The 18,181-nt window shown below is 57.7% G+C and carries 15 protein-coding genes and 2 pseudogenes; 9 read left to right on the top strand and 8 right to left on the bottom strand.

The features are described 5' to 3' along the window. Window position 1: 1 nt before the first annotated feature. On the bottom strand, window positions 2-880 hold the full coding sequence (yghU, locus tag ACR0LL_RS14335) for a glutathione-dependent disulfide-bond oxidoreductase (RefSeq protein ID WP_480587869.1): 879 nt from the start codon (window positions 878-880) through the stop codon (window positions 2-4). Between the two features lie 248 nt (window positions 881-1,128). Between yghU and ACR0LL_RS14330 the strand changes: the two genes are divergently transcribed. Continuing rightward, window positions 1,129-1,647 (top strand): YHS domain-containing (seleno)protein, encoded by a 519-nt coding sequence (locus ACR0LL_RS14330; protein WP_480475567.1) that lies wholly within the window; start codon window positions 1,129-1,131, stop codon window positions 1,645-1,647. A gap of 49 nt (window positions 1,648-1,696) precedes the next feature. Here ACR0LL_RS14330 and ACR0LL_RS14325 read toward each other — a convergent pair whose 3' ends face one another. Together ACR0LL_RS14325 and metF are read right to left on the bottom strand one after the other, a co-directional pair. Continuing rightward, entirely contained in the window at window positions 1,697-2,362 is a 666-nt protein-coding gene (locus tag ACR0LL_RS14325; RefSeq protein WP_480587866.1) for a DnaJ domain-containing protein, read from the bottom strand. Between the two features lie 229 nt (window positions 2,363-2,591). After that, window positions 2,592-3,458: a methylenetetrahydrofolate reductase [NAD(P)H] gene (gene metF, locus ACR0LL_RS14320; RefSeq protein WP_480557760.1), complete on the bottom strand. Its 867-nt coding sequence runs from the start codon at window positions 3,456-3,458 to the stop codon at window positions 2,592-2,594. A gap of 94 nt (window positions 3,459-3,552) precedes the next feature. Between metF and ACR0LL_RS14315 the strand changes: the two genes are divergently transcribed. Both ACR0LL_RS14315 and ACR0LL_RS14310 read left to right on the top strand, forming a co-directional pair. After that, on the top strand, window positions 3,553-4,458 hold the full coding sequence (locus tag ACR0LL_RS14315) for a LysR family transcriptional regulator (protein ID WP_480482174.1): 906 nt from the start codon (window positions 3,553-3,555) through the stop codon (window positions 4,456-4,458). Window positions 4,459-4,556: 98 nt separating this feature from the next. After that, window positions 4,557-5,342, top strand: coding sequence for an inositol monophosphatase family protein (locus ACR0LL_RS14310; RefSeq protein WP_480587863.1), 786 nt, complete (start codon window positions 4,557-4,559; stop codon window positions 5,340-5,342). 18 nt (window positions 5,343-5,360) lie between these two features. On the opposite strand, the gene ACR0LL_RS14305 is transcribed toward ACR0LL_RS14310, so the two are convergent. Beyond that, a complete protein-coding gene (locus ACR0LL_RS14305; RefSeq protein WP_480587861.1) occupies window positions 5,361-6,104 on the bottom strand; it encodes a rhomboid family intramembrane serine protease in 744 nt (247 codons plus the stop codon). A gap of 42 nt (window positions 6,105-6,146) precedes the next feature. Next, a complete protein-coding gene (putA, locus tag ACR0LL_RS14300; protein WP_480587858.1) occupies window positions 6,147-9,545 on the bottom strand; it encodes a bifunctional proline dehydrogenase/L-glutamate gamma-semialdehyde dehydrogenase PutA in 3,399 nt (1,132 codons plus the stop codon). Between the two features lie 108 nt (window positions 9,546-9,653). Here putA and ACR0LL_RS14295 point away from each other — a divergent pair, with 108 nt between their 5' ends. From ACR0LL_RS14295 to ACR0LL_RS14280, 4 genes and pseudogenes are all read left to right on the top strand, one after another. Beyond that, window positions 9,654-10,136 carry an Lrp/AsnC family transcriptional regulator gene (locus ACR0LL_RS14295; RefSeq protein WP_480587855.1) on the top strand — a complete coding sequence of 161 codons (483 nt, stop codon included), beginning with the start codon at window positions 9,654-9,656 and terminating at the stop codon, window positions 10,134-10,136. Window positions 10,137-10,166: 30 nt separating this feature from the next. Beyond that, a complete protein-coding gene (locus tag ACR0LL_RS14290; RefSeq protein WP_480587852.1) occupies window positions 10,167-10,733 on the top strand; it encodes a tetratricopeptide repeat protein in 567 nt (188 codons plus the stop codon). A gap of 114 nt (window positions 10,734-10,847) precedes the next feature. Further along, window positions 10,848-11,300, top strand: a pseudogene (locus tag ACR0LL_RS14285) (integrase core domain-containing protein); the annotation flags it as partial. Window positions 11,301-11,360: 60 nt separating this feature from the next. Continuing rightward, window positions 11,361-11,498, top strand: a pseudogene (locus tag ACR0LL_RS14280) (hypothetical protein); the annotation flags it as partial. Between the two features lie 5 nt (window positions 11,499-11,503). Here ACR0LL_RS14280 and ACR0LL_RS14275 read toward each other — a convergent pair. Together ACR0LL_RS14275 and gph are read right to left on the bottom strand one after the other, a co-directional pair. Further along, window positions 11,504-13,207, bottom strand: a complete 1,704-nt coding sequence (locus tag ACR0LL_RS14275) for a SulP family inorganic anion transporter (RefSeq protein ID WP_480587849.1) — start codon at window positions 13,205-13,207, stop codon at window positions 11,504-11,506. Window positions 13,208-13,534: 327 nt separating this feature from the next. After that, window positions 13,535-14,194, bottom strand: coding sequence for a phosphoglycolate phosphatase (gene gph / locus ACR0LL_RS14270; RefSeq protein ID WP_480587846.1), 660 nt, complete (start codon window positions 14,192-14,194; stop codon window positions 13,535-13,537). Window positions 14,195-14,411: 217 nt separating this feature from the next. Between gph and hemP the strand changes: the two genes are divergently transcribed. Together hemP and ACR0LL_RS14260 are read left to right on the top strand one after the other, a co-directional pair. Next, entirely contained in the window at window positions 14,412-14,579 is a 168-nt protein-coding gene (gene hemP, locus ACR0LL_RS14265; protein ID WP_209504713.1) for a hemin uptake protein HemP, read from the top strand. Continuing rightward, window positions 14,576-15,052 (top strand): hypothetical protein, encoded by a 477-nt coding sequence (locus ACR0LL_RS14260; protein WP_480587844.1) that lies wholly within the window; start codon window positions 14,576-14,578, stop codon window positions 15,050-15,052. Before hemP ends, ACR0LL_RS14260 begins: the two co-directional genes overlap by 4 nt. A gap of 49 nt (window positions 15,053-15,101) precedes the next feature. On the opposite strand, the gene ACR0LL_RS14255 is transcribed toward ACR0LL_RS14260, so the two are convergent. Then, entirely contained in the window at window positions 15,102-18,167 is a 3,066-nt protein-coding gene (locus ACR0LL_RS14255) for an aminotransferase class III-fold pyridoxal phosphate-dependent enzyme (protein ID WP_480587989.1), read from the bottom strand. Window positions 18,168-18,181: the final 14 nt, after the last annotated feature.

The following is an 18,181-nucleotide window of genomic DNA, read 5'->3' as shown; positions in this document are numbered from 1 at the left end:
GCTATTCCGCAGCAGCTTCCAGTTTGTCCTGCGTACGTGTTTCGAAATCACGGGCGTCGTGACGCTCGTGAAGCTGCGTGTGCGGCTCGCCAAAGGCGCGGTTGACCATACGGCCACGCTGAACCGCAGGCCGTGCGTCAATCGCCTTGGCCCAGCGCACCACGTTCTTGTAGGATTCCGCGTCAAGGAACTCTGCCGCGCTATACAGACGGCCCAGAACCAGTTGACCGTACCACGGCCAGATCGCCATGTCGGCAATCGTATATTCCTCGCCCGCGATATAGGTCTTGTTCGCCAGTTCCCTGTCCAGAACGTCCAGCTGGCGTTTTGCCTCCATCGCAAAGCGGTTGATCGGGTATTCCCACTTTTCGGGCGCGTAGGCGTAGAAATGGCCAAACCCGCCGCCCAGATAAGGGGCGCTGCCCATTTGCCAGAATAGCCAGTTCATGACTTCGGTCCGTTCCGGCCCGGACGCGGGCAGAAACTCTCCGAACTTCTCAGCCAGATGAAACAGGATCGAGGCACTTTCAAACACCCGAGCCGGCTTGTCGCCAGAGCGATCCCAAAGGGCGGGGATTTTCGAGTTTGGGTTGACCTCGACAAACCCTGAACCGAACTGGTCGCCCTCGCCGATGTTGATCAGCCAGGCGTTGTATTCAGCGCCTTCGTGACCCAATGCCAGCAACTCTTCCAGCATAACGGTGACTTTGACACCGTTGGGCGTGGCAAGGGAATACAACTGCAATGGGTGGCGTCCAACCGGCAAGTCCTTGTCATGGGTTGCGCCGGCAATAGGTCGGTTAATGTTGGCGAACTGTCCGCCACTTTCACTGTCCCATGTCCAGACTGCTGGTGGGGTATACGAAGATTGGTCGCTCATGTCTTGCCTTTCATGCCTTTGTCCGGGCCGCGTTCGATGCAGTCTTACAGGTAGTGTTGCAATCCGCCGAGTCCAACCCAGCTTTTCCGGCATAATTTGTAATAATCCGCGACCAAACTCTCACGTTTGCTCGAGAGGGGTCACAGCGGCGCGAGGAGGGCTACGAACAGAATGGGAATCGCATATTGTTTTGCCAGACCTGCCATCACGGCGTCACCGATACCGCTGGAACGAAAAGGATAAACTACATGAAACGCTTTGCTTTGACCTTTGCTGCGGCCATGGCCCTGGCCGTTCCGGCATTTGCCGGGCCGCAATATATTGACGGCACAGGGTTTGCCGTCTCGGGGTATGATGTTGTCGCCTATCGCAACCTGGATCAGGTACCGGTAGGTCAGCCACAGCACGAAGGCGTGCGTGGCAATGCCAGCATTACTGCCGAATACAATGGTGCAACCTGGGCATTCTCGTCCGAGGAAAACCGCGACAAATTTCTGGAAAACCCGGCCTATTATGCGCCGCAATATGATGGGCACTGCGCCTATGGCGTGTCGCGCGGTGGCAAGGTTCCGGCAAACCCGAACTTGTGGCGGATCGTTGACGACAAGCTGTATCTCAACATCACGGATGTGGTCGTCGGGTTCTTCGAAGAAGACATTCCGGGCAACATCAACCTTGCTGAAGGCAACTGGCCGGGTATCGAGCCGTCTGACGCCTCGACCAGCGTGATCCCGAAATTTACCTCGGAAGGTCCGGTGAAAAACTGACCCGGCCAAAATTGCACAGGGCCCGGCTTACCCAGCCGGGCTTTTTCGTTTAGCCAGCAAGCCAGAACTGATCCCGTATCGTCTGGTCGGCGTCAAACCGGATCCTGACGCTCTTGGCACCCGGAAATTTGCGTTCTCGGATCGTATCGGGAATGACGACTTCCCCAGCGCCCGTGTCGCTGGATTGAAAGCTCAGGATTTCCGCTGTGGTGTGCCGCGCACTGGTCAGAACGGTCGTTGGCAAAGCCACACGATTTGCGCCCTGATTAACCGGTGTCGTGACGAAGTAGGTCAGGTGTCGCCCAAAGCATCCGACCGCGTCGGGAACATGGTCAGCAACACCGCTGCCACATTTGGGTTGAATACCAGGCTGACTGTTCATATGCGACAGCACTTGCCCCGGATTCAGTATTGCCTCACAGGCGGCAATATCTTCCTGCGGAAGCTCGATGATACGTTTCTTCAACCGTGCCCGACGTGGTTGTGGCGGGCCAGCAGCGGCACCGCCCTTTGTCGCCAGCCCTTCTTTGCGCAGAAAATCATAGGCTGCCTTGGCGCGCGAAAACCCGGAACTGTCGCCTTCCTTGTGATCAGGATGCGTGTGAAAGGCGATGTGACGCCAGGCCTCTCGTATTTCACTGGAATTGGCAGACGGGTTCAGGCCCAGGTCTGCCAGGGCATCCGTGCGTGCCCTGACCTTATCGAAAGGTTCCATACTCAAAACACTCATTAAAAACTACACACCCCTAGTGTTACCGAGGGCATGGTTTTGTCAAATTTCATGGCTGATTGAGAGGGAAGCTGACAACAATCGCGATGCGAAGATTCCATTGTTCCGCAAAGGTGTGAATTCGCGGATACGACTGTGAAACAGGTCACGCATAAGAAAAGGAAACCGCCCGGGAAAATTCGTAACCCGGGCGAATCATTGGATTTTTCAGTTGTCAGGCGACGTTTTGAAGATCGACTTGTGGCGTAATCCCAAGGGCAAAGCACACATCGCGCGTCAATTCCGGGCGGTTGAGGGTATAGAAATGCAGCTTGTCCACGCCACCTTCGATCAGGTCCGAGCACAACTCGGTGCAGATCGCAGTTGCCAGCAGATCCTCACGCCCGTCGCGCACGGCCTTTTCAAAGGCTTGTTCGACCCAATCAGGAATATGCGTGCCGCAACTTCTGGCGAACTTGCGCGCACCTGCCCAGTTTTCTATCGGCAGAATGCCCGGAACGATCGGTTTGTCGATACCTGCCTTGGCGCAGGCATCACGGAAACGGAAGAAGGTTTCGGCCTCGAAAAAGAATTGCGTCAGCGCTTCGTCAGCGCCCGCGTCAAGTTTGGCCTTCAGCCAGTCCACGTCTGCTGACATGTCGGCAGCTTCAGGGTGCTTGTCAGGATAAGCCCCGACACGGATGCTGAACATTTCGGTTTCAGCCAGCGCCTCAATCAACTCAATCGAACTGTTAAAGCCTTCGGGGTGCGGTACGAACCGATCATGCCCTTTTGGCGGGTCGCCCCGCAGGGCCACGATGTCCTGCACGCCCGCACGTGCGAATGTGTCGGCGATTTCCAGCGTTTCCTGCCGCGAAGCGTCAACACAGGTCAGGTGTGCAGCGACGTTCAAACCAGAGGATTTATGCAGGGTTGCGACCGCGTCGCGCGTCAGTTCCCGGGTCGTACCGCCTGCACCGTAGGTGACGGATACAAAACGGGGCTCCAGCGGTGCCAATGTCTGGACCGTATCCCAAAGGCGGAAAGAAGCCTCCAGAGTTTTGGGCGGAAAGAACTCGAATGAAATTTCGGGTTTGGACATGGCTGCCTCACTGGATCAACTGACTATCTTGTGCCATGACGGGCATTGTGAGACAAACTCATATTATTCAACAACAACATGAACGATACTTGAGATGCACATTGAATTCCGCCACCTGCGTACCATCAAGGCGATCCATGAATGCGGTGGGTTGGCGCGCGCTGCCGACCAGTTGAACATCACTCAATCCGCATTGAGTCATCAGATCAAAGGGTTGGAGGATCAGGCCGGCGTCGAGCTGTTTCTGCGACGTTCAAAGCCGATGAAGCTGTCAGCCGCCGGTTTGCGTCTGCTGCGGTTGGCTGAGCAGATCCTGCCGCAGGTCGAGGCGGCACAGAATGAGTTTTCATCGCTGCGGGACGGGCGTACCGGGCGGATGCATATCGCCATCGAATGCCACGCGTGTTTCGAATGGCTGTTTCCGGTTCTTGAATCCTTCAGGAAATCCTGGGGCGACGTGGATGTCGATATCCGACCCGGTCTGGCCTTCGACGCCCTACCAGCCTTGCAGAAGGAAGAGGTTGATCTGGTGGTCTCATCCGATCCCGAAGACCTGCCGGGTGTCGAGTTTGTGGAGCTGTTTGACTACAACCCCGTCTTTGTCGCTGCATCAGCCCATCCACTGGCGGAAAAAGCCTATGTCGAGGCTGAGGATTTCCGAGGCCAGACCCTGATCACCTACCCGGTGGAACGCACACGTCTGGATGTGTTCAGCCAATTGTTGATCCCTGCACGGGTCGAACCCGCCTCGATCAGGCAGGTGGAACTGACAGCTGTCATCCTGCTTCTGGTGGCATCAAACCGAGGCATCTCCGTTCTGCCGGATTGGGTCGTGCGCGAGGTCAAATACAACTCGGACTATGTGACCCGCCCCCTGACCAAAGAGGGGATCACGCGTCGCCTTTATGCAGCAGTCCGATCAGAAGATCTGGACAAGCCCTATGTGCAGGAACTGGTAAAACTGGCCCGTGAAGAGGCGCGCAAGCTGCAATCCCGGTAGAGGCGTTTTCTGCGGGTCTGTTATGCACATCATTCCTCTTGGCAAGGAAGCCTTGCAGCAGTATACGCGCGGTTTGACCGGACAGGAGCCTTTTTACAATGGTTGGCAGTGCAAATCTCAACATCATGATCAAGGCCGCGCGCAAGGCGGGGCGGTCTTTGGTCAAGGACTTTCGTGAAGTCGAGAATCTGCAGGTGTCGATGAAGGGCGCGGGCGATTTTGTCTCCAAGGCCGATATCGCGGCCGAAGCCATCCTGAAGGACGAGTTGCTGGGTGCGCGCCCGACCTATGGCTGGCTGGCTGAAGAGGGTGGCTCCATCGACGGAGAAGACCCGACCCGCCGCTGGATCGTTGACCCGTTGGACGGCACCACCAATTTTCTGCATGGCCTGCCGCACTGGGCGATTTCCATCGCGCTGGAGCACAAAGGCAAGATCGTAGCCGGCGTGATCTATGACGCCGCCAAGGATGAGATGTTCTTTGCCGAAAAAGGCGAGGGCGCGTGGATGAACGACACCCGAATTCGAGTGTCGGGGCGTCACCGCATGATAGAATCGATCTTTGCAACCGGCCTGCCCTTTGGGGGTCGTTCTGACCTGCCTGCAACCCTGCAGGATCTGGCGCGTCTGATGCCCGCTTGCGCCGGTGTGCGCCGTTGGGGTGCTGCGGCGCTTGACATGGCATATGTGGCTGCGGGCCGGTACGAAGGCTTCTGGGAACGCCGCCTGAACGCGTGGGATGTCGCCGCCGGTGTCATCATCGTGAAAGAGGCTGGCGGCTTTGTGCAGGCCCTGAACCCCGAGGGTAACGCGCTGGAAGATGGTGAAGTGATCTGTTCGAATGAACCAATCTTTGATCAATTCGCCAAAGTGATCCGGGGCTGATCGCCCCTCAGTTCAGCTTTATCGACGCGGAACGCGCGGTATACGTGACTGCGACAGCTTGTACTTTGCCTCAGGGTGGGGCGGGTGTCCGTGCGTGCGGTTCCAGAATTGCACGCCACCGCGTCGCAGCCATAGCGGCACGCATAGGATCAGCCCTACTGCAAATCCGCCGGTATGGGCCCAGTAGGCGATACCGCCTTCGTCCGGGTTGCTGGTGACGCTGCCAAAGAACTGTATCGCTAACCATACGCCCAGCATGATGAATGCGGGGATGGTAAATACCCTGAAATAGACAACCAGGATCAGCAGAATATCCACACGCGCCTTGGGAAACAGCAGCAGGTATCCCCCCATGACACCCGCAATCGCGCCCGAGGCGCCGACGGTAGGCACCTGAGACTCCGGCCCTGTAACCACATGGATCAGACCTGCGCCGATACCTGCGACCAGGTAGAACAGCAAAAAGGGCAGATGGCCCATTTCGTCTTCCAGATTGTCGCCGAATATCCATAAGAACAGCATGTTCCCGGCCAGATGCATCCAGCCCCCATGCAGGAACATGGATGTCACAAGGGTTTCCAGACCATCCCCGTCGCTGACCCGCGCCGGGATGATGGCATAATCGAAGAACAGCCGGTTGATAAGTGGCGCATCATTCATGATCCCCACATAGCTGAGGAAGATCAGGATGTTGGTCGCCAGTAAGGCGTAGACAACATAAGGCGTACGCCCCGAGGGGTTATGGTCGCGGATCGGAAACATGAGGTGACGCTGGGCTTTTGCGCGCCCAGCGTCAAGGCAAGCTTACGCCGCACCTCCCAACAACGCAGCGTTTCCGCCAGCTGCGGTCGTATCGACACACACATGGCGTTCACCCAGCACACGCGCGCGGTCGGGTCTGCCGGGAATCAGGGGCAGAATGGGGCCGTCTCGGCGGGCCAGATGCTGTTCGATCTGCTGCGCGGTTTCAGCATCCCCCCACCAAAGGACACCAGAGATGCCGGTCAGGTTTTCCAACCGATGAAGGTCAAGCATTCCGGTTGCCTGAATAGCCGTTCCACCCAGCGCCTGTACAGCTTCAGCCTGCGCGCGCGCTGCTGCTTCCCCCGGCCCCATGCACAGAAGAGGCGGGCGGGGATATTCGCTTAGCCGGTTCGATTCTCCGGTTGGGCCGGGCAGAGAACGGGTCCGGATTGGGGCAGGTTGGCCTTGAGGGGCAGGTAAGTCTGCCAAATGCTCCCAGGATTCTGTCGTGATTTGCCGATCCGGTGCACAAAACCGGGCCATGTAATTCGGGCCGCCCGCCTTCGGGCCGGTGCCTGACAGCCCTTCACCGCCAAAAGGTTGGGAGCCAACGATGGCACCGATCTGATTGCGGTTTACATAGATGTTTCCGGCATGGATTGCTTCGGTCACATGCTGCACCCGGTCGTCGATCCGGGTTTGCAGGCCAAAGGTCAGCCCGTATCCGGTTGCGTTGATATCCGCGATGACCTTGTCGATTTCCTGCGCTTTGAACCGTGCCACGTGCAACACGGGGCCAAAAATCTCGCGCTCCAGCGCGGCAATGCCCGAGATTTCGATCAGCGTGGGGGCAACAAAGATGCCTTCTGGCGGCAGCGACAGCTCTTTCAGAACGCGCCCTTCGGCCCGTGCAATAGCGACGTGATCGGCGATGACCTGCCGGGCCTGCGCGTCAATCACCGGGCCGCAATCGGTAGAGATCTGCCAGGGATCACCGATGCGCAGGGCATCCATTGCCCCTTTGAGCATGGTCAGCACGTCATCTGCGATATCCTGTTGCAGGTACAGGCATCGCAGTGCCGAACACCGCTGACCCGCGGACTGAAAAGCGCTTTCAATGATCGATTGCACGGCCTGTTCGGGAAGTGCGGTGCTGTCAACGATCATGGCGTTCAGGCCGCCAGTTTCTGCGATCAGCGGCGTGCCGGGGCGCATGGACGCAGCCATTGCCGACCGGATTCTGAGAGCGGTCGTTGTCGAGCCGGTGAAGGCCACGCCCGAGACGCGCGCATCCGATGTCAGCGCCGCACCTACGGCAGGGCCACCCGGCAGCAATTGCAGCGCGTCGCGCGGCACACCAGCCTCATGCAGCAATTGAATGGCGCGGTGCGCAATCAGGGGTGTTTGCGGCGCAGGCTTGGCCAAAACGGCGTTCCCGGTCGCCAAAGCAGCTGATATCTGACCAGAGAAAATCGCGAGCGGGAAGTTCCAAGGGCTGATGCAGGTGAATACGCCCGCGGGCTCGGCATCAGGTATGTTGGCGGCGTAGTAGCGCAGGAAATCCACCGCCTCACGCAGTTCCGCCACGGCGTCAGGCAGCGATTTGCCAGCCTCGCGCGCCAGCAGGGCGAACAATTCGCCGTAGTGTGTTTCATAAAGATCGGCTGCGGAGTTCAGGATGCGGGCACGTTCGGCTGCCGGGGCCTGCCATGGCTTTGCCGAAGCCAGCGCCAGTTCCACATCTGCGTCACTTGCCGAGGCGACCGCACCTGGTTTGTCGGCAGGATTTGCCGGGTTGACTACCGGCTCATCCGTCCGGGGTTTTGCAGCGTCAGCCAGCAAGGGCTGTGCATACCAGTGATACGCACGGAACTGGTCCCGCGCTGCATCAACCTTGTCCAGCGTCGGAGTGTGGTGAAGATCGAATCCCATGGAATTGGGACGATCCGGCTGGAACAGTTCGGGGCCGGTGGGCAAAGGGGGTGGGGGCGTTTGAACAGTAACAAACGGATCTGCGGCAACCACTTCCGGCGGGACGTTTTCGTCGACAATCTGGTTGACGAAGGATGAGTTTGCCCCGTTTTCCAGCAGACGCCGCACAAGGTAGGCCAGCAAGTCACGATGCGCACCAACCGGTGCGTAGATGCGACAGCGCGTTTTCTGCCTGTTCATCACAAGCTGATGCAATGTCTCGCCCATGCCATGCAGGCGCTGGAACTCAAAAGGCTGACCTTCGGCCATGTGCAGGATGGCGCTGACTGTATGGGCGTTGTGGGTGGCGAATTGCGGATAGATCCGGTTTGTCAGGCCCAGCAATTTGCGCGCATTGGCGATATAGGACACGTCCGTGACCGCCTTGTGCGTGAAGACGGGAAAGCCATCCACGCCTTCGACCTGCGCGCGTTTGATCTCGGTGTCCCAATAGGCGCCTTTGACCAGACGCACCATCAGCTTGCGATCGTGGCGTTCAGCCATGTCATAAAGCGTGTCCAGAACCAGCGAAGCGCGTGGCCCATAGGCCTGAACCACGATGCCGAACCCCTCCCAGCCGGCCAGAGCCGGATCGGACATCACCGCCTCAATCACCTGCAATGACAAAGACAGGCGATCCGCCTCTTCGGCGTCGACGTTTAGCCCCATGCCAGCGGCCTTGGCCAAAAGGGCCAGCGCCCGCAGGCGCGGGACCAGTTCATCCATCACCCGCTTTTCCTGTGCCAGTTCATAGCGGGGGTGCAGGGCCGACAACTTGACCGAAATGCCGGGGTTTGCGCGGATATCATCATGGGTGCAGGCTTCGGCGATGGCCGAGATGGCGCGTGAATACGACAGGTGATAACGCGCGGCGTCCGCCTCGGTTCGCGCGGCCTCTCCCAGCATGTCGTAAGAGTAGGTATATCCCTTGCTTTCCATTCCGCGCGCGCGTTCCATCGCAGCGTGAATGGATTCACCCAACACGAATTGCCGCCCCATTTCCTTCATCGCCCGCGACACGGCGGTACGGATCACGGGTTCCCCCAATCGCTTGATGGCCCCGCGCAGGGCGCCAACAGGCGAGGTCTTGCCTTCGTCCAGAACCTTGCCCGTCAGCATCAGCGCCCAGGTTGAGGCGTTCACCAAGGATGAAGACGAGTGCCCAAGATGCTTACCCCAATCCGAAGGGGCGATTTTGTCTTCAATCAACGCGTCAATCGTGTCGGCATCCGGCACGCGCAACAGCGCCTCGGCCAGGCACATCAGGGCGACGCCTTCGTCGGTGGACAGGCCGTATTCGGCCAAAAACACCTCCATCAACCCCGGAGACGTGCTGGATCGGATGTCGCGCACAAGCTGCGCGGCAGCGGCGCTGATGGCGCCGCGGTCCGTGGCGCTCAGGCTGGCCTGAGAGATCAGGGTTTCAAGGATCGCCGACTGGTCAGCATAGGTTGAGGTGTCGATTAATGTACGCAGGGTATGAGACATGGGTCCTCCGGTCTTTGTGCCAATATACTTGGGAAAACTCAGGACAATCGCCTGAGTTTGCGATAACTGAAGGCGGAACACCTGAATTTTCGCCAGAAGGCAGCGCAAATGAACTTTCCCGACCTGGACCGGTTTGACCGGTCGATTCTGAGAATTCTGGCCGAGGATGGGCGCATTTCGGTCGCCGATCTTGCGCGCGTAATCGGTCTGTCGAAATCACCGACACAGGCGCGCCTGAAACGGCTTGAAGCAAGCGGGGTGATCAAGGGATACCGGGCGATGCTGGATCCGATCAGACTGGGGCTGGACCACGTTGCCTTTGTCGAGGTGCGTTTGACCGATACCCGCGAAAAGGCACTGGCCGAGTTCAACGCGGCTGTCCGAAAAACTGCCGAGGTCGAGCAAGCCCATATGATCGCTTCGAATTTCGACTATTTGCTGAAGGTCCGCACAGCCACGATGTCAGAGTATCGTCGTGTTCTGGCCGAAAAGATCTCATCCTTGCCGCATGTCGCCAGCACCTCGACCTTTGTGGCGATGGAGGCGGTTAAGGAAACTGGCAGTTTGGGTGGGTTCGAGCATCAGGCTTGACGGATCGGGATTACGAGCCATCCTTGGTACATGACACACGCTTTCCTCGCTGCTCTTGCTGTTGTTGCCTTGTCCTGCGCGGCGCACGCCCAGTCCTGCCCTGATGCTCCGGATCATTCAGAAGGTGTGGATGCGCTAATCAATCAGGTTCAGAAGGCAGAATCGCAAAGTGATGCGCGCGCTATTTCCAACCAGATGTGGGAGCTTTGGACCGACGCGCCAGATGCGCGTGCACAAGGCTTGCTGGACCGAGGAATGGCGCGGCGGGAGGCCTGGGATTTACCGGGCGCGTTGGACGAGCTTGACCAGCTTGTCGAATACTGCCCGAACTACGCCGAAGGCTACAATCAGCGTGCGTTTGTGAACTATCTCCGACAAGACTTCGCTGCTGCCTTGCAGGATCTGAATGTCACGATCGAGTTGTCGCCGAACCATATAGGTGCGCTGAGCGGGCGCGCCTTGTCACTGTTGGGTCTGAAGCGCCTTGACGACGCGCGTGCTGCCCTTGCCGAAGCGCTAGAACTTAACCCATGGCTGTCAGAGCGGGCATTATTAGAACCCGGCGGTCTTTTGGAACCGCCCGGTCAAGATATCTGACGCCGGGTTTTCGAAAGAACCGCAATGGGAAACCGAACCTATTTGCAAGCAAACTGGTCGTGTTGGACCCCTTCGGAGTTGTTTACTGGCTGTCACATGGCATGACTTCTGGCTGATGGGCGCGTCTATCGAACGCTGAGCATCATTGGCGAATACACCAGTGAGGCGCTGATGATCCGTGTCGATCGCAAGTTCAACTCAACCGATGCGCTGAATGCATTGGCTGACCTGTTCATCCTCCGCGGCCCGCCGGAATACATAAGATCCGACAATGGGCCGGGATTTATCGCCCAGAAGCTGCGAGGGTGGATCACAGCTGTCGGGGCGAAGACGGCTTAGATCGAGCCGGGATCACCCTAGGAGAACGGCCATTGCATAAGCTTCAACGCCCGGTTCCGGGATGAGCTGCTCAACGGTGAAATCTTCTACAGCCTAAGAAAGGCGCAAATCCTGATTGAGCAATGTCGTGTCCACTATCACACCGTCAGGCCGCACAGCGCGTTGGGCTACCGCCGGCCTGCGCCCGAAATAATCGTCCCGATAGACCAGAGGCCCACGGTGCAGTAACAAACAAACCGGACCACCCGATAGGGGCACGCCGCCGAAGGCGCTGAAGGCGGCAATGTTGAATATCCTGCCGAACACAATGTGGGCCAATTGTACAAAGCCAAACCCGATTTGGCGGCGCATTACAAATCCTGTGATCCGACCAACTCTTTCAATCCGGGGGTCGGGAAGATGTCCAAGGCGCGAACCTACCGGTGACTATGTCAGATGGGATTTGGGCGCGTGTGATAGGCATCCAGCAGAGCTTTGCCGTTCGCATAGAACGCAGTTTCGCCAACCAGTTCTGTTACACCGTAGCGATCCAACTCGGCTTTCACGTCTGGCTCGACCAGCGTGAAAACCAGCCGTATCCCCTTGGATCGCAGGAAATTGGCGATACTGCGCAACGTGAACCCGGCTGTGAAATCGACAACGTCAATTGCCGAGGCGTCGATGCAGAACCATGTCAGTTTTCCGTCTGCGTTCTGAACGATTGTTGTGACTTCCTCGGTGAATATCTGCATGTTCGCGTAGTACATGCCGTGGGAAAACCGGTAGATTACCAGACCGGGCTCGAATTGGTTTGGTGCTTCCAATCCCCTTGAACGCCAGCCACCGGACTCGGTACGCAAAATTACCGAGTTCTTCGGGTGGTATCCCCGGCGCGTGTGGTCGACCAGAGACAGGACCATGGCAAAAATGACGCCTTGCTCGACACCAACCAGAACAACCACGGTGGCGGTTGCCGTGGCAACCCAGAACTCGGACCGGGCCTGCCTGTAAATTGTTGCCATTCCGTGCAGGTCGATCAGCTTGAGACCGATCAGGAAAACGATGGCCGACAGTGCTGCTGTGGGAAGATAGGCTAAAGGCTTGGTCAGAAACAGGATAACCAACAGGACTATTACCACTGTTGTCAGTTGCGCCACCTGGCTGCGACCTCCGGCGCTGGCGACCATCTCGGTCTTTGTGGGGCTGCCATTGACCACGAATGTCCCCGTGAATGCGGCTCCGAAATTCGCAAGACCCAGTCCGATCAGGTCCGTGTTTTCGTTGAAAGTCTCATCATATCTCGAGGCGTATGCCCGTGATGTTGCGGCGCTTTGTGCCAGAATAACAACGAAGATGGACAAGGCCGTGGGGAGCAGTTGTTTGAACAAGGTCCAGCTCCACTGCACGTCCGGGATCGAGAACGAGGGCAAACCGCCGGCAACCTCTCCCAACACCGAGATTCCGGAAATGTTGAATGAAAAGGCCCAACTGCACAGGATCACCCCGACAATGGCAACCAATGGCCCCGGGATTTTGCGCGACAGTCTTGTGCATCCCAGGACAATGCCCAACACGGCTGATGAGACGATCACGGTTGGCCAGTTGACGTTGGATATGTTGAAGTAAACGTCCTTCAACCTTGCAAGTGTTCCGTGCCCAGCGGATTCGATGCCCAACAATCCGGGGATTTGACCCGTTGCAACCTGAATGCCCACGCCGGTCAGAAAGCCGACCAATACTGTTCTGGACAGAAAATCGGCCAGAAACCCCAGCCCGATGACACGCGCGGCAATCAAAAGCATGCCAGCCATAAGCGCCAGCAAGGACGCCAGTGCCAGATACTCAGACGTTCCGGACATCGCCAAGCCCGCCAGTCCCGAGGCGGTGATGGCTGCTGTCGCCGAGTCGGCGCCGACAACAAGGTGTCGGGACGATCCGAACAGCGCAAACAGAGCCATGGGAATCAGGATCGTATACAGCCCGGACATGACCGGAGTGCCGGCGATTTTGGTGTAACCCATGACTTCGGGGATCGCGAGACATGCAAAACTCAGACCAGCCAGCATTTCCGCCGGAAGGCGCGCGCGGTCAATAGGCAGGATGCCCTGCAGGATTTGCAGACGCGCCGCCCTCTGATTTCTGTCCTGTTTTTCCATGGGTTACCCTATACCCATTCAACCAGCGAACCGAGTGTTCGAACCGTCGGGCTATCTTACAGGCAAATTATCACAGGTAAATTGGGTGGTCTGACGTGCTGCTTTTTCCAGTTTTTCAGTTATTTTCGCCGAACTACGGGAATCCCCCAATTTCGCAAACTGCCGATCAGGGGTAAACATGACTTACCGTACTTACCACACACAAACACGGTATTTACTTTCCCCGATGAGGGGCTGGTCACACCCCCTCGGCCGGCCCCTCTTAACTTTTAGGGGTTCGCGAAGACCCAAGTCATTCGTTTTATGACTCGTGTCGAGTGAACTTACTTAGTTTTGGATCAATTTGGTCACGAGTGTCGGCAGTGTTTCCGACGCACTGTAAGCAACGGTGTGCGGTATGCTGGCCACCGGGGTTTTGCGGTACCCTTCCGTGAACAGCAGAAACGGTATCTTGGCGTTTACAGCTGTTTCTGCGTCGACCTCGCTGTCGCCCACATACAAGCGTGTGCCCGAGGTCCCAAGTGCTTTGAAGCTTTCCAGCAGGTGGCCCGGATCCGGTTTGCGAATTGGCAATGTATCACCGCCGAAAACAACGTCGAAGAACCGGGATAAGTTGAGCGCCTCCAGCACGTGACGTGCGGGTGCTTCGGGTTTGTTGGTGCAGATACCAAGAACGCAACCCATCTGTTTCAGTGTTTCCAGGGCCTCCAGAACCCCGGGATAAGGCACTGTCGTTGCACTGACCGCCGCATTGTAATGATTCAGTGTCTGTTGGGTCAGTTCCGCGTGGCGATCCATGGGCAAATCACAGTGTCGGATCAGACGCTCGACCAGTTTGGGAAGGCCATTGCCAACAAACCCTCTAATCACATCAACGGGCACAGGATCGTGACCCAAACCGTTCAGCGTTTTATTGGCCGCTGCTGCCAGGTCCCCGACGCTGTCGACCAACGTTCCATCCAGATCAAAAACAACTGCTGCGGTCACGTTTTGCTTGCCTTTCAATACTCGCCCCAAGTTTTAACCCGTCGTTTTCAGGGGCGCAATCGGCTCAATGACGCCTGATTTGAAACAGCGCTTGACATTCCTTACTAAAATAATCAGATTTAATGACAGGAACGGAAAGCCAACCCTCTCGGGTCAGCCAGATAAAACGAAACGCAACAGGTATGGCACCATGCCGACTCGCTCTGGAGATGCCCCGATGAACGTACAGAACCCGACCCCAACCCAAGGTTATGCTGTCTCGATGCTGCCTGCGCACAAGGCCGAGGATTTGACCAAAGGTGGCCACTTGGCCCATATCGAGTTGGGCGACCAATTGTATACCCTGCGCATCACCCGTGCAGGTAAACTGATCCTGACGAAATGAGCGCGCATTCAATGCGCGGCGGTGCTGCGGTCGGCCGTCTGGCGGACCTTGATCCTGTCGAAGCAGGTGCGGTGATGTATCTGCGGATGTGGAGCCAGGGTGAAAGTGGTCGCGCCGATGTCGCGAGCGATTTTTGCATAGCGCTCGGATCAGATTATGGGCGTGCCGCCATGCTGACGCTGGATCGTCTGTGTTCGCTTTGCGCAACGCATTGTCGACGTCCGCTAATCAGGCACGGTATGGGGTGTGCATGTCTGGGCGCGGATGAGAGTTGTTTTGCCCAAATGGTTGCCGCCGCATCCGAAGGGGCACGCGAAGACGCGATGATGATGGCGTCACTGATCGTGCGCCCGGATTTTGCGCCTGCTCTGGCATCCCTGTCGGAGGAACTGGGCCTGACGCTCCGGCGTATGACAACGGGAAATGCGATTCCGACGACAGGCCACGATACCCGCACTGCCGTTTTGCATTGACTGTGCTTGCAGGACGGTCAAACCCCGGCAAAGCGCCGGGGTCAATCCTTCAGCAGCACCCGCATCCCGCGTGGTGATGGTCGTGACCGCAAACCGGAGCAGGAGAGAAGTCACCGACCTCGGACAGCACGTCCCTTAGCGCCCACAGGATCATGTCCACATCCTCGGCCTCAATCGTCAGCGGTGGGCGGATTTTCAGGATGTTGTCCTTTGGTCCCTCACTGCCGATCAGAATTCGGTGATCACGCATCCGATTTTTGACATAGCTGCAAATCTCGGTTCCTTCGGTTCCGTCGGGATTGATCAGCTCAACACCCAGAAACAGTCCCATGCCCCGTACATCGCCAACGCAACCAAAGTCGGCTTCGATCTGGCGCAGCCCGATTTTCAGGCGGTCACCCATCTGACGCGCATTGTCCTGCAGGCCTTCGTCATCGACGATGTCCAATACTTCCTTGCCGATCCGGCAAGACAGCGTCGATCCGCCAAAGGTCGAGAAGAATTCGATCCCGTTATTGAAGCTGTCGGCAATCGCCCGCGTCGTCACCAGCACACCCAGAGGGTGCCCGTTACCAATGGGTTTACCCATCACCACGATATCAGGAAGCGCGCCCTGATGTTCAAATCCAAAGTAATACTCACCCAGGCGACCCAGACCGGTCTGTACCTCATCTGCTATGCAGACACCCCCGGCGGCACGGATTTTTTCATAAACCGCAGGCAGGTAACCTTTGGGCGGAATGATTTGTCCACCGACAGACGGGAAAGTTTCGGCGATGAACCCGGCCAGACCCTGACCCCGGTCCTGCAAGGCAGCAATGGCCGGGTCCACAAGATCAGCAAATTTCTGCGCCCGATCCGCATCGTCACGCTTGAACGAACCGCGATAGTCGTCTGCAACTTCAACCAGTTCAACCCAGTCGGCTTTCCCGATGCCGCCCGGTTTGTTGAACTTGTAAGCCGATATCGCCACAGCCGCATTCGTATTGCCGTGATAGCCATGGTCTGGTGTCACGATCCCCTTGGCCCCGGTATGGGCACGGGCAAGCCGCAGGGCCAGTTCGTTGGCTTCAGTTCCGGAATTGACGAAGAAGCAGACCTCGAAGTGATCGGGCAGTTTGGACAGGATCTTGTCAGCAAAAGCTGTCTGTGCCGGATGCAGGTAGCGGGTATTTGAGTTCATCCGCTTCAACTGATCCGCCGCCACTGCCTGAATACGGGGATGCGCATGACCCACATGAGGGACGTTGTTATAGGCGTCCAGATAGGGGCGGCCCCATTCGTCAAACAGGTGATGTTTCCACCCGCGTACCAGCATGACAGGGTCATCATAAGTCAGCGACAGGTTGCCACCAAAGTGATCGCGGCGGCCTTGCAGGATCGCCTGCTTGTCGGTGGGTTGGTAGAACACCTTGTCATCCGGCAGGTTCAGCAAGGCCGCCGGGTTCGGGCAAACTGCGTGCCATAGCTCCATCTCATCCGGGTCGCCGACACCGGGCCAATCCGCTTCCATGCCATTGGTTGTCAACGCCAGCTGGAAATGCACATGTGGGGCCCATCCGCCATTCTGGCTGGCGTCGCCCAATCGGGCAAACGCCGACCCCTGTGCCACCGGATCACCGGGTTTCAACCGGTCACAGCATTCCGGGTCAAGATGACCATAGAGTGTGTAGAACGGATCGCCCTCGGGCGTTTCATGGTGCAGGATAATTACCCCACCGTAATCGAGGTGCTGATCTCGGTTCTCGACCACCTCGACCCGACCGCTCATTGGCGCGTGCAGCACCGTCCCTGCGGGTGCAAACACATCCACCGCCAGATGCACTGTTCGCCGGTCCGAGGCTTTCCATGGCCCTTTGCGAAATCCTGGCTCGGCATAAATCAGGCGGGGTTCGTTGTAATAGCCCAGCCACAGCCCTTCGCCGTATTCCTCGCCAACACGTGCGGCCTCGGCCAATGGCATGTGGAAAGGGTTCTGGGGCCACACGCAATTCTCGACTGACAACGACCCCATCGGAGTATCGCTTAGGTCCTGACCGAACATCTGGGAAAACCGGCCGCGATGTCCTTGCAGATACGCATGGATGCGTTCTGCGCCGTCCACGACCGGCAGCCCGCACGCTGCCCGAAGACGCGCAGACATCAGCCCGCCATTGACGGATGCATTCTCAAGAAACCGCCACGCAGGTGCCTGAGAGATTGTCACATATGGGTCGTCCGGGTTTTCGACTGCCATCAGGGTCGAGTTGAGGACAGACACTGCCAATCGCATCCGCAGCAGCGGCCAGATCAGGTCGATCTCCTCGGCTTGCAGCCGGTTTGCGGCATGGTATCCCCGCACAAGGGCAGTCAATGCCCGCTCGGGTCTGGCATGATCTAGCACCACATAGGCCCCGGCGATCGCAAGATCACAGACGCGCGGTGCCGCACACATGTCACCCAGATCAATCAGGCCGGAAACCTGCCTCCGCTCACCCAATTCACCTTCAACCAGAATGTTATAGTCATTGGCGTCGTTGTGAATGGCCTGTTTCGGCAGGCCTTCGAGCCTATCCGTGATCGCCGTGAAATCGTTGCAGATATCCCGAAGCAACGCCCGACGCGCGGGATCGCTGATAGCGCCCAGCTTGTCACTGATCCAACCCGCTTGCGCCAGGTCCCATTTGAAATCCGGGCGGTGCAAAGCTTCATGCTGAAACCCCTCCAGAGCGCGATCCGTTGCGCCCAGAACACGACCCAATTTCAGGATCAGTTCTTCGGATTTCGGGTTCGCTTTTGCATAGCAAAGCCCGGGCAGGCGTTCCTGTAACCACACCAGCCGCGACTTCCCTTCGGAATCGGAAATTTCCGGCAACATTGCGCCGTTCAACGCCGGGAACACCTTTGGAAACGGCAACCCGGGAGCTTCCGAGGCGATATGCGCGAGTGCTTCGATCTGAAGATCTACCAGACCCGCATCGCACCCCGCGCGCATGACTTTCAGCACATAGTCCTGACCATTTGTGGCTTGCGCCAGAAAGTTCAGATCATATTCGCCATCCAGCCGGGTCAACCGTGCGTCCAGCCCCCAGTTTTGGCGCAGCGCGTCCGCCCAGAAGTTCACCAAATCGTTCATGCCTTTCTCCGTCC

It is taken from the genome of Ruegeria sp. AI2 (assembly GCF_056541275.1).
This window is presented reverse-complemented; position numbering and strand designations above follow the sequence as displayed.